The sequence below is a fragment of the Nitrosospira sp. Nsp13 genome, from assembly GCF_900101945.1.
GTDB lineage: Bacteria > Pseudomonadota > Gammaproteobacteria > Burkholderiales > Nitrosomonadaceae > Nitrosospira > Nitrosospira multiformis_D.
The window spans coordinates 67,257-79,556 of record NZ_FMVD01000012.1 but is presented as its reverse complement, the minus strand read 5'-3'; the positions used below and the strand labels follow the sequence as shown (position 1 = coordinate 79,556).

General features: G+C 52.1%; 12 protein-coding genes. 4 read left to right on the top strand and 8 right to left on the bottom strand.

Going from position 1 to position 12,300, the window contains the following annotated elements; genetic code table 11:
• Nucleotides 1-93 precede the first annotated feature (93 nt).
• From BLO43_RS13205 to BLO43_RS13195, 3 genes are all read left to right on the top strand, one after another.
• Nucleotides 94-1,074 (top strand): sulfite exporter TauE/SafE family protein, encoded by a 981-nt coding sequence (locus BLO43_RS13205; RefSeq protein WP_090907449.1) that lies wholly within the window; start codon nt 94-96, stop codon nt 1,072-1,074.
• Between the two features lie 380 nt (nt 1,075-1,454).
• Nucleotides 1,455-2,222, top strand: a complete 768-nt coding sequence (locus tag BLO43_RS13200) for a DUF2490 domain-containing protein (protein ID WP_090907472.1) — start codon at nt 1,455-1,457, stop codon at nt 2,220-2,222.
• A 285-nt stretch (nt 2,223-2,507) separates the two neighbouring features.
• Entirely contained in the window at nt 2,508-2,969 is a 462-nt protein-coding gene (locus tag BLO43_RS13195; protein ID WP_139149280.1) for a hypothetical protein, read from the top strand.
• A gap of 20 nt (nt 2,970-2,989) precedes the next feature.
• Here the strand turns inward: BLO43_RS13195 and BLO43_RS13190 are convergent, their stop codons facing one another.
• The 4 genes from BLO43_RS13190 to BLO43_RS13175 all read right to left on the bottom strand — a co-directional run bounded on the left by BLO43_RS13190 (nt 2,990) and on the right by BLO43_RS13175 (nt 6,931).
• On the bottom strand, nt 2,990-3,523 hold the full coding sequence (locus tag BLO43_RS13190; RefSeq protein ID WP_090907447.1) for a TlpA family protein disulfide reductase: 534 nt from the start codon (nt 3,521-3,523) through the stop codon (nt 2,990-2,992).
• Nucleotides 3,524-3,663: 140 nt separating this feature from the next.
• The gene (gene dsbD, locus BLO43_RS13185) at nt 3,664-5,631 is read right to left on the bottom strand and encodes a protein-disulfide reductase DsbD (RefSeq protein ID WP_175443960.1); all 1,968 of its coding nucleotides are present in this window, start codon (nt 5,629-5,631) and stop codon (nt 3,664-3,666) included.
• Nucleotides 5,628-5,957 carry a divalent-cation tolerance protein CutA gene (cutA, locus tag BLO43_RS13180; protein ID WP_090907446.1) on the bottom strand — a complete coding sequence of 110 codons (330 nt, stop codon included), beginning with the start codon at nt 5,955-5,957 and terminating at the stop codon, nt 5,628-5,630. The genes dsbD and cutA overlap by 4 nt, the downstream gene beginning before the upstream one ends.
• A gap of 68 nt (nt 5,958-6,025) precedes the next feature.
• Nucleotides 6,026-6,931, bottom strand: coding sequence for an SDR family oxidoreductase (locus BLO43_RS13175; RefSeq protein WP_090907445.1), 906 nt, complete (start codon nt 6,929-6,931; stop codon nt 6,026-6,028).
• 59 nt (nt 6,932-6,990) lie between these two features.
• Between BLO43_RS13175 and BLO43_RS13170 the strand changes: the two genes are divergently transcribed.
• Nucleotides 6,991-8,040, top strand: a complete 1,050-nt coding sequence (locus tag BLO43_RS13170; RefSeq protein WP_090907444.1) for a CDP-6-deoxy-delta-3,4-glucoseen reductase — start codon at nt 6,991-6,993, stop codon at nt 8,038-8,040.
• Between the two features lie 29 nt (nt 8,041-8,069).
• Here BLO43_RS13170 and BLO43_RS13165 read toward each other — a convergent pair whose 3' ends face one another.
• From BLO43_RS13165 to hemC, 4 genes are all read right to left on the bottom strand, one after another.
• Entirely contained in the window at nt 8,070-9,275 is a 1,206-nt protein-coding gene (locus BLO43_RS13165) for a heme biosynthesis HemY N-terminal domain-containing protein (RefSeq protein ID WP_090907443.1), read from the bottom strand.
• Nucleotides 9,276-9,386: 111 nt separating this feature from the next.
• On the bottom strand, nt 9,387-10,448 hold the full coding sequence (locus tag BLO43_RS13160; protein ID WP_254773467.1) for a uroporphyrinogen-III C-methyltransferase: 1,062 nt from the start codon (nt 10,446-10,448) through the stop codon (nt 9,387-9,389).
• Entirely contained in the window at nt 10,445-11,248 is an 804-nt protein-coding gene (locus tag BLO43_RS13155; protein WP_090907441.1) for a uroporphyrinogen-III synthase, read from the bottom strand. Before BLO43_RS13155 ends, BLO43_RS13160 begins: the two co-directional genes overlap by 4 nt.
• The gene (gene hemC, locus BLO43_RS13150) at nt 11,245-12,210 is read right to left on the bottom strand and encodes a hydroxymethylbilane synthase (RefSeq protein WP_090907440.1); all 966 of its coding nucleotides are present in this window, start codon (nt 12,208-12,210) and stop codon (nt 11,245-11,247) included. Before hemC ends, BLO43_RS13155 begins: the two co-directional genes overlap by 4 nt.
• Between the last annotated feature and the right edge of the window lie 90 nt (nt 12,211-12,300).

Below are 12,300 nucleotides of genomic sequence, written 5' to 3'. Positions count from 1 at the left end.
CAAAAAGAATAAGCATATTCTATTAGGTTATTTCGATTTGTTTTCGCCTGCCGGTATAGTTCCCCGCAAATAAATGAGGACGAAACGCGGTCTATGAAAATTCGCAACCTGGATCTGACACAAAATCCTATCAATCTGGAACATGAGCAGCTGGGGCTTCCCCCGGTTGAAGAACCCATCTCCCATCCTGCGGGAACGCACCCGCTTCTCCGCACCGCAATGTGGTTCATCGTTCTGGTATTAATGGCGCTGATACTGTTTTTGACAGGCCGCTTTTTTCTTTCCAATAATTGGTTGGGTGGCTGGCAAATTATCGGCGAGACGCTTGGTGGAAGCATCTTCTGGAGCGCGGTAACGGTTGGATTTCTTGCGCAAGTTGTAGATGGTGCCTTGGGCATGGCCTATGGCGTTACGGCGACCACATTTCTGCTGGCAACGGGCGCCAGCCCGGGGGCGGCAAGTGCCAGCGTTCACATTGCGGAGATATTCACAACCGGAGTTTCGGGCCTCGCCCACGCCAGATTCGGCAATGTGAATAAACAGCTGTTTATACGCTTGCTGGTACCGGGTATTCTGGGCGGGATATTAGGGGCTATTCTGGTGACCCAGATCGACGGCGCCATGTTCAAGCCCTATATCTCCGTTTATCTATTACTATTGGGAATATATATCCTCAGCAAAGCATTTCGGCCGCTGCGTCTACGCACGCACGCCCCAAGGCATGTGGGAAAGCTCGCGTTATTTGGGGGATTCGTCGACGCCGCTGGCGGAGGCGGCTGGGGACCTGTAGTAACGTCAACTCTGGTGAGTTCGGGTAACGATCCGCGGACCACCATCGGCTCGGTCAATTTCGCGGAATTCTTCCTGACATTAACGAGCGCAGCGGTCTTTACATTGTTGATGGAGACCACCACATGGCCCATCATCGTGGGCCTGGTATTTGGAGGACTCTTTGCCGCACCGTTCGCAGCGGTGCTATGCAAGAAACTTCACGCACGAACGTTATTAATACTGGTGGGAACATTGATCATCATCACCAGCCTTTACAATCTTTACCGGGCGATTGCTGTGTAGGCAAACAAAGGCAGCTAACCGTAAACATACGATCTTCACAACCGGTCCTTGATTAAAGTAGAATAAATACCGTTGCTCAAGTCATTCCGGGTTGAGCTTCAAATTACGACCAAATCAAGCAGGACGCTTCTTATTCATTAAAACAAGTACTTTGAGTACGCGAGAAGCGATAGGGTCATCTTCACAAAATTCCCACATCCACACGATGTTTTCTTGACATGTATTATGTTAGTTTTCCAGCATGAATTCATTCGTGTCATTTTTAAGTAAAGATACAGGCGCCGGAAACAGCATGAGGCGTTGGCGGAGTAACGGGAGCTTAAAACTCCCATCCTTTTAATGAAATTTTTTTGATATCAAATAGAGAAGGGGAGAATCAGGTGCTGAATAAAATACGTATCTCAACGGCATTAGTGCTATCAGGCCTAGTACTTTCAGGTCCAGCTACGGCTCAACAGTTTGCGGATGATGTGTCGGATTTTGCAGTATGGGGAAACATCACGGCTACGGGAAATTTTGGCGCTTTCAATCCAAACAACCCGACCTTGGCAAAAGTCAAATGGTGGGCTGAAGGACAGGGACGCTTTGCCGACGATGCATCGAAATTTTCCCAGGCAATCGTACGTCCTGGCGTAGGGTACCAGCTTACCGAAACTACCAGTATATGGGTAGGGTACGCATGGACACCGACTACAACTCCGTATGTCAAGAATACGTACGATGAGCACCGCGTCTGGCAACAAGTGCTATGGAGCGATAAATTTTCATGGGGAAGACTTACCGCCCGCGGCCGCCTGGAAGAACGTTTTGTTCCCGACCATATAGGGACAGCGTCCAACCCAGGGGATCCATCGCCCGCAAATTCGACGATGGCTGCACGTTATCGGCAATTGATAAAAGCATCGATCCCCCTCTCCTTTGCGCCAGGCTTCAGCTACATAATCCAGGATGAAGCTTTCGTGAGCCTTAACGATACCGATTGGGTTCCGCGGAGAGGTTTTGATCAAAACCGGTTCTTTACGGGGCTTGGCTATGCCTTCACTAAGCAAATTACAGGCGAGGTGGGTTATATGAATCAATACATTATCCGGCGAGGGGCCAATTATATGGGACATGTTTTATCGGTTAACCTGCTTATGAATTTTTGAACATTGCTTTCACCGGAGTTTTCAAAGAGAGAGGAAGTTTATTCTTCCTCTCTCTTTTTACTTATTGAGTAAACTTATAACCCTGGCTTCATCCATTTCCGCCAGTGTGAGGCTTAGTTCGTACAGCTCGACTGTCGCGGAGAAGTATCCCAATAGGACTGGTATCTGAGAATTTAAAAAGGGTAAACTTTATGAGTTCATATGTATCCACAGCTCCTGCTCTCATCGAAAAATACAAATAAAAATCCCCGCATCACTCTGACTCTTCGGGGAGGGACTCTGTTGATGCTTCTGGTATCAACGAATCTACCTGCCGGGAACTTTCCTGATCCAGGCGGTTACGATCTGTGTATTCGGGAATCCATGAAGGGAATAACCAGCGATCGCGCTGCCGCCATCGCCATGCGCGCTTGCCGCGAGGAGTCGCCGGAGAGCGAGCTCACCGAAACCGACCTCCCGGCCGATGCTTTCAGTAAGCTCGTCACCCATGCCGGCTTTGGTTATGGCGCCTTCAGCGGCAGCATTTACAATGGCAACGGTGATTATACGGTCACCCAAGTTACCGTTCTTATCGCACCCGTAGCCCCAACGAAAGGGGCTGAGGCATCTGTAAACGGCAAGGAATATAATATTAAATTAACCGTGCAACCGCTTGGCAAAGGCGCACTTTCGATGCTGATTCCATCGGATAATACGCTGGAATACTCATGGAAGGTAGTGAAAGCGCGCGGCTATAAAACCCGATAATTTTGCAACCAGCTTTATCTTTACAACAGCGGCTTGATCATGGACTCAAGCTTGCTGTGACTGAGGCGGCCCAATTTAGTGCCGATGATATTTCCGCCGCGGTCGATAACGACGGTAAAAGGCAGTGCTCCCTGGCGATTTCCTGCCGCGCCAGCCAGATCGAGGGCTCTCATATCACCCACCAACACCGGATAATTGATGCCAATCTCCTTACTGAAAGCGGCTGTTCTTTCTTGCTGATCCACAGCAATACCGATAAATACCAATCCCTTAGCGCGGAATCTTTCCTGGAGTTCAATGAACTCAGGAATTTCGTCACGGCACGGTTCGCACCAGGTCGCCCAGAAATTGATCACCATAACGTTGCCACGCCATTGTGAGATAGATTGATTCTTGCCTTGCAGGTCGGGCAAGCTCGCCGCGAATAATGTCTCGGCTCCGCCATTTTCAGCAGATTGAGGGTTACTGGTTAGCTGCGCACGCAACAATAAACCGGCCGTCACTGCCATTATTGCAACACCCATGTACATGATCACCTGCTGTGATTTCGTCATTTAACCTAAATCCGGTAGTGGTAGCGAATTCACCATAGAGGTGAAGACCAAGTAATGCAAAAAGTCTGGTTGATCATAGTACTAAACATAAGAAACGAACGGTCGGCTGACGGGCGCCATGGCGTCTCTAACCATCGACCCTAAATCAATACTGCATTGAGCACCGAGAGAAAACTTTCTGTGTCCTGATATCCAATAAGCCTGATGCGTGAAATTTCACGTCCCTGACGATCGATAAAGAGGATACCGGGAGGGCCGAATAGCTTAAAACGTTTAAGCAGCGCCGTATCATCAGATGTACCGGCGGTGACATCAACCTGCAGCAATACCACATCTTTTAGCCGGGACTGCACTCTCTCATCGGTAAATGTGAAGCGCTCCATTTCTTTGCATGAAATGCACCAGTCGGCGTAAAAATCCAGCATCACATACTTATCCCGCGCCCGGAGGATATGCTGTTCAAGCTCCGCTACCGATTTCACACGCTGGAATGGCAAATGCTCGGTTTGCACCATGCTCTTCTTCGTTCCACCCCCATCAACATTCGAAACATTCAATTTTGAGAGAGGTTGCAAAATGTCGCGGCTGCCAGATAAAACACCTACCAGCAGGGCAACACCGGTCAGCAGCGCGATCATGCCCAGGCCTTTCAGAAACTTCCGAAAACCCGAAGCATCGGGCCGTAGCGGATCAACGGCATGCAAATAAATGGCCGAGACAATCAATAGCGCCGACCACAATAGCATATGCGCAACCGCCGGAATGACTGGCGATATCAGCCATATGGCCACCCCCAGCAATAATACGCCAAAAAATTGTTTGACTGACTCCATCCAAGGCCCCGCTTTGGGCAACAGGGCCCCGGCGGATGCCCCCAGCAGCAACAGCGGCACACCCATACCCAAGGCCATGACGAATAACGCCGAACCACCCAGCATCACGTCCCGGGTCTGGCTGATGTAAAGCAGCGCTCCGGCCAACGGAGCGGCTACACACGGTCCGACAATTAATGCGGACAGCGCTCCCATACCAAATACACCCGTCAGTTGCCCCCCCTTTAGATGCCCCGCCTCCACGGAAAGTTTGCTTTGAAGCGAAGTAGGTAATTGCAGTTCGTAGAAACCGAACATGGAAAAAGCCAGTGTTATAAAGACCAGCGCAAAGGTGCCCAGTACCCAGGCATTTTGCAAAGCCGCTGACAGCATCGCACCGGAAAGTCCGGCTGCGACACCTGCGGCAGCATAAGTGATCGCCATCCCCATGACATAGGCTAGCGATAAAATGAACCCGCGGGTCTTGGTAATGTGCTCACCCTGCTTGGCGATAATACCCGACAGAATGGGGAACATCGGAAAGACGCAAGGCGTGAATGACAGAAGCAGGCCGATGCCGAAAAAACCGGTCAGAATCAGCCAGAAGTTGCCGCTTTCGAACATTCGCTCTATTTTGAGAGATTCGGTCTCAATCGCGGGGGATCGATCCGGGGACGCAAACAGGTCCGCAGCGGCGTCGGGTTTTGCAGCCGAAAAAGGGGCTGCCGCCACCGCGTCATTGCTTACCGCGCTGGCGACGGCTCCTACCGCCGCCTTTGCGACAGGGAGCGTCAGTTCGATTACTTTATTGATAGGCGCATAACAGACACCTATAGGTTCATTACAGCCCTGATAAGTGGCGACAAGGGTTAATTTATTGGTTGAGGCCGCACCCCGCTTCAACGAAATTACTGCTTCGAACGGCTTATGAAAAACCTCCACCTGGCCGAAAGTCAAATCGCTTTTTACGGCTCCCTGAGGCAGCGAGATTTTCTCGATTGAAGTTTCAGCATCTTGCGGTTTGAACGCAACCTTATCCCGATAAAGATAATAGTTTTTTGCCGGCTCGAATTGTGCCACCAGCGTATTCTCGTCGCGCACCCTGACCGTCAGCTTGAAAGCCTGATCCGGCGGCAATAATTCCTGTTCGTCCTGATCGAAGTTTGCGCCGAGTTGCTTCAACCCCGAAAGGAAGCCGGACGATGCCCTCTCTTCGGCGAAGGTATTCATACCGAAAAAACAGAGCAATAATAAGATATACCGGATCAAGCGCACGGGTAACCTGGCAGCGTTCATTTTTTATCTGAGACCAACGTTTCGTCGGCAATCCACTTCAAATAAGCGGGCAAACCATTCGTTACTGGGACAGCAATGATTTCGGGTAGTTCGTAAGGATGCATCGACATTATCAACTGCTCTAACCGGGCGTAATGCTGCGCCAGGGTTTTGATGAGAACTGGCACCTCGCTGGCGGTTTCGTTTTTCCCCTGCCAGTGGTACACGGAAGTACAATCTGCCATCACATTGACGCACGCTGCCAGTCGCTCCTCTATCAGCCTGTGAGCCAGTGCCATGGCCCGTTCTTTATCGGGCAAATGGGTAATGATAAGTATGAATTCCATGGCAGGGCAAAATTTTACCGGCAGTGATCATTAAACGATTTCGTTAGAATCAATCGGCAGGCGGAATTTTACCTACTTTCCGCAACCATTGCTGCGCTGCTCGTAATACATCCGGCCACGGTGGGATAGCGCAGGTTTACATGCAATTCATGCTTTATGCGGGTATTCGCGAGCCGCCGCGATTCCCGCATGAACGATAACATGCCGGGGGATATTAAGCCTTCGGCCTGGGCGCGGGCAATACGCGGTGGTCTCGGCAGATCGAATCGATCCGCTATCAAATCAAAATATTCACCCATTTTCAAGTTCGAATCATCGCAGGCATGATAAATTCTGCCTGGTTTCGCGTGGCGCAAGGCGGCAAAAATAATGCGGGCAAGGTCGTCAGCATGGATGTGGTTGGTATAACTATCCTCTTCCGGCAATAGTGCCGGGGAAGCGTCGCGCAAACGGCCAAGCGGAAGACGGTTCGATGCGTAAATGCCGGGTACCCGCAAGATCGAGACATTCGCATGATTGCGCAGACCCCAGCTTCGAACCTGCCTCTCCGCATCAACACGACGCAATGCACGTCCGGTTTGAGGATTGATCAATCGAGTCTCATCCACCCAGGCTCCATTGCAATCGCCATACACCCCGCTGGTGCTGATGTAAATAAGCCGTTGTGGTAACATTGCCCCCTTTCTCTTTGGCCGCTTTGTCAATGCTGCCAGGAGATTCGCGGTGCGGGTATCTCGTTCACCATGATCAGGCGGGGGTGCCAGATGCAGTACCGCATGCGCCATTCCCGCAAGCTTTCCGAGGCTGCCGGAGTTGTCGAGATCTCCGGACACGGGTGTAATGCCTTGCAAACGCAACGCGGCACGATTTTCCGGTTTCCGGCAAAGGCCCAGCAACCGGTATTGCGCCTGCAACAAGGGCGCCGCGCGCAAGGCAATATCGCCGCAACCCACAATTAAAAGTGTTCGTTTCATCGTATTTATTTTATTTACTGCCCGTAATTTTTTATCTTTTTTGACTCACTCGTAACCGAATGTCGCATCGGATAACCATTAACCCCAGCGGGCACGTTTTATCTGCCCAGCCTGGCGAAACAGTGCTACAAGCCGCGCTACGCGAAGGATTCCCGCTCCCCTACGGTTGCCGCAACGGAGCCTGCGGCACTTGCAAGGGCAAAATCATACAGGGAACAGTCGATTTCGGCAGCCATAATGAAGACACGTTGACGGAAATAGAGAAGCGGGCGGGCATGGCATTGTTTTGCTGCGCCGTACCGTTGTCGGAACTGGTAATCGAGTGCCGCGAAATCGGGGCGATCAAGGATATTAAGGTTAAAACCCTGCCATGCCGCGTACATAAGCTGGAACGCGTCGCGCCTAACGTAATGGTTATTTCCCTCAAGCTTCCCACCAACGAACGATTACAGTTTCTCGCCGGGCAATATATCGATATTTTCATGAAAAACGGAAAACGTCGGAGTTTTTCGCTGGCTAATGCGCCTCACGATGATGAACTGCTGCAGCTGCATGTCCGCAACTATTTCGGTGGCACGTTCGCCGAACATGTGTTCACACACATGAAGGAACGGGACATCCTTCGTTTTGAAGGACCGCTCGGTACATTCTTTCTGCGCGAAGATTCAGACAAACCGATTATATTCGTGGCCAGCGGTACCGGCTTTGCACCGGTCAAAAGCATACTTGAACACGCCTTCTACGTGCGGAATCTGCGTGGCAGCGAACGGCAAATGGTACTTTACTGGGGCAATCGCACAAAAGCCGATCTGTATATGGCGAATCTGGCAGGAAGCTGGCAGCAGGAGCACGACAATTTTACTTTTATCCCGGTACTATCGGAAGCACTGCCGGTGGACAACTGGCCCGGAAGAACCGGCCTGGTGCATCAAGCCGTATTGCAAGACTTCGAGGATCTCGCCGGATATCAGGTATACGCCTGCGGCGCGCCGGCAATGGTCGAAGCCGCCCATGAGGATTTCACCAGACTGCGCGGCCTGCCGGAAGATGAATTTTTTTCCGATGCGTTTACCGCTTCCACTGCTTCGACAGGCACACCAGGATCCTAAGTTTTTAGCTCGCTCGTATTCCGCTGGACTTATCCCATATGCTCCAGCCGCTTCAACGCAAGTTCCAATCCTTTACTATAGTGATTCTTTGCCAACTCGGGCCTGCCGATCTTCTCATTTAATTGCGCCAGCATGAGATGGGTTGGATGGCTGGGTTCCACCGACAGGCTCGCTTCCAGATAATTCTGGGCTTTACCCCACAGTTCGCAATGAACGCAAAGTTTGCCGAGAGCAAGCAGCAGACACGCGTCATTAGGGTGAGACTCAAGCCATGCCTCGGCGCGCTCAATCTGCCTGATTGTATCGGTTTCCAGGCATTCCGCATACAACCCTACCAATTCGGAATCCCATTGTCTATCCAGACTTTGCTCGATAATCTGATGAGCGGTTACACAGTCGCCTATCGCCGTACACGCACGGGCCGCGGTAGCGGCCACTTTGCTGTCCTTCTTATCCACCGAAGATATCGTTTGCCAATACTCTTTCAATGCGTGCGGATTCAATATCCTGCTTTTGAGATTCTCGACATGGGCGCTGCATCGTAATTGTTGTATCAGCGCCTTATCGAAAGCATTACGCTGTTCCAGCTGCCGGAGCAGATCCAATACCGCATCCCAGTTTTTCGACCCCTGCTGCGCTTTCAATTCCAGCCGCAGTGCAGCAGTGTGTTGACGCGCACCCGTGGTACGTAGGGATTGCAGTATTTTCAGCGCTTCTCCCGGCCGGCGTTCATCCAGCAGTAGTTCGGCTTGCGTCATAAGGCGTAGCACTACTTCTTCTGGCGCAATATTTTCCGCGATGGCAATAAACTCATCACGCTGGGAATACTTTCTTAGTTCATGCGCAGAACGCGCGGCGACCATGGCATTGATCGCACCAGCCATGGGCGACTCTCGCAGCTCCAGCGCGGCAGCGGACGCTTTCTCCGCCTTGGCGTAACGGCCCTCAAGGAAGGCCTTGAGACCATCCAGCAACATCTCCCGTGCTTTTTCGCGGCGCCGGCGCAAGCGGAACTCGCTTACCTCGGTGGGCAGTCGCAGGGCGATGATCGCCAGCCGTACTACAAAATAGGCAATGAAAACCAGCACTACCAGCAAAACCGCCAGCAGATTGAGCGATAGCTCGACACGATAAGGCTGCGCCACCACCAGCACATAACCAGTGTTGTATCGGGTTGCAAGCGTTACCGCTACCGCCACGGCAAACAACGCCAGTAGCCAGAGCACCCACTTCATCCTAAATCCGGCAGCGAACTCATCACGTCAGTGAAGGTCAAGTAACGTGGAAAATCTTTGTGGATCATAATGCTAATCTGATAAAAAAGCGATCAAGCGCCGGGTTCAGGATCATCTATTTCCCCGTTCGTGCGCAAGACGATAATTACGCACCGCATCGAGGCTCGCAGAAATACGGGGCAATTCGATGCCAATTTGACTGTCTTGCAATTGATGCAATACTTCCAGCATATTGACGACCGCTTCCGATTTGCTGTCGTAATACCGGTTGATCCAGTCAAGGGAGGTGTTGATATCAACCTTGAAGCTGGTCCCATCGCGGGCAAGTAGCGCATGCCGGGCAGACAATAAGCGCAACTTTAAATTCTCACGCAAAAAATAAGCCTGGGAGGGAGATAACAGCGCAACGTCCGGCTTATCCATGCGCTGGATACGCACTAACCGCTTTATGTCCTCCCATGCTTCATGCAGAAACTTGAGCCATGCATTTTCCACTGCTGGAGCCTGAGCCAGGGAGGAGCCGGTTTCCGGCGGACGAAGCTCCATCGCCAATGGCAATGTTTCGGATGCGGCAGCGAGATTATCCAGACGCAGGCTGATTCCTACGGTATCGACATATGGCGCTGCTTTCAGGAGATCCATGTCTTTTGCCAGGATTTTACGCAAGGGGGATAACTGCGGGCGGTCAAGACGTTGCAGGCGGGCATCGGCCTCTTGCATCGCGATCAGGGCGGCCTTGACATTACTTGCCAGCTGCAGCTGTTGACTGGCGATAAGCAGCAATTGCTCCACTTCCTCCAGCGTCACCTCGTCACGATTACGTGTCAGCTCCTGGTAAAGCGCCTCCAGGGCGAGTTGCTGACTCTGCGATTCGGCCAACTTGGCTTCGAGCAGACTGAGTTTTGTTTCCGCACGGCGCCCTGCCTCGGTCGCTTCGGTTGCAAGATTGCGCGACTCTTTACCCGAAGTATTCGCCTCAGCCAGACGTTTTGCCAACTCAAGTTGCAAACCCGCAATCTGATCACGGGTGTCGTACCACTGCCACGCTACAATGAGGGTAAAAATCAGGATAAAAATCAAAACAGGATTGATGCGCTTTGGCAATATCTTAGGCATTCCCTCGCGCAATCCCCGCGGTTTATCGGTCTCGGCCTGTTGAGTTTCCGCACTCATGGTTTTCTTGAAGGACAATCGCCGACGCTGGCTTCTGGCTGGAAGTAATTTAACAAGCCTTGCAGCAGCCCTTCATCTCCGGCAGCGGTAAGAATGACTTGCTCCAGTCCGAGTTTTCTTGCAGTTTGTGCTATGCGCTCATGGGACACGAACAACGGTGTTTTCCTGAGCCATATTAGACCCTGCTCGCCAACCATATCGAATAAATTACGTAGCCCTTCACTACTTGTTATGGTAATTGCATTTATCTCGCCTCTTGCCCCGGCTCGCAGTAGCGGGGCAGTATCGGTACCAGGCTTGACACGACGATAACATTCCGCATATTCCAGCATGGCACCCCGTTTCAGCAGGCTATTCCCCAGCAACTCACGGCCGCTGTCTCCGCGAAAGATGACGACGCGTTTGCCTTGAGCATGTTGCAATTCGGTCATTTCGAGTAACGCTTCGCTATCAAAACGTAAGGCTGGCGCGATCACCTCAGAGACGCCAAAATTTCCTAGCGCCCTGGTGGTTCCCTGGCCAACCGCCGCGACTTTCAGGGCTGGCGGCAATGACCGTTTTGCCCGGATCAGGCTCATCGCTTTGTTGACCGCGTTGGGACTGATAAAAATCGCCAGATCAAATTCGTCGAGGCGCGCAATCAGATTCAGTAACGGCCGCTGGTCCCCTATGTCGAGGATTTCAAGTAATGGAAATAAGACCGGGTTACCCCCCGCAGAACGAATCCTGGCGGCAAGACCATCCGCCTGGTGCGCCGGACGCGTGACCAGGATACTGATCCCGGTCAGCGGCTTGCTCACGGGTGGCTCACGGGTGCAACCATGGTCGATTCCAGCGCCGCGAGAATTTCTGCCGCTCCTTGCTCCTTCAGATTTCGCGCCAGTTGTGCGCCCATGCCCGTGCCCGTGTCAGGCTCGCCGCTTAATTCATTACTTATCATGCGGGTTCCATCGGGGCTCGCGACAAACCCGCGCAGCCGCAATACTCCAGCAGTGATTTCCGCAAAACCACCCAGCGGTACCTGACAACTCCCACCCAGCACCCGGCTCATGGCGCGTTCAGCCTCCACACACTGAGCGGTTTCAGGATGATGTAATGGCTGCACAAGCTTGATCAAGTCCGCTCGATCAGCCCGGCATTCAATTCCTAACGCTCCCTGGCCCACGGCCGGCAAACTTAGTTCAGGGCTCAATAGTGCGGTAATGCGATCGGCCAGTCCCAGTCGTTTTAGTCCTGCTGCGGCCAGAATAATCGCCGCAAACTGTCCTTCATCCAACTTGCGCAAGCGGGTCTGCACGTTGCCACGCAGGGGCTGCACCTGCAAATGCGGAAAGTGTGCGCGCAACTGGCTTTCGCGCCGCAGGCTGGAAGTCCCCACCACGCCGCCAGGAGGAAGCTCGGAGAGACTGGTGTACTGATTGGAAATAAAGGCATCACGCGGATCTTCGCGTTCGGCGATGGCGGCCAGCACAAATCCTTCCGGCATATTCATCGGTACGTCTTTCATCGAATGTACGGCAATATCTGCACTGTTATTCTCCAGCGCCTGTTCCAGTTCCTTAATGAACAATCCCTTGCCGCCGATCTTGGAGAGGGATATATCAAGTATCTGGTCGCCACGAGTAGTCATCCCGAATATGTTGAACTCGGTTTGTGGGTATAATTTCGACAACCGCTCCCGGATGAAATTTGCCTGCCACAAGGCAAGAACACTTTCCCGTGTAGCGATAACGATTTTTGCGGGGTTGGATGAATTGGACATTATTATTACAGTAAGTAAATTACGGGATCATTTCCAATGTTTATTTTAGCATGCCGGCCGCGGCCTGGATTGAAGTGCTTAGGGCATCCG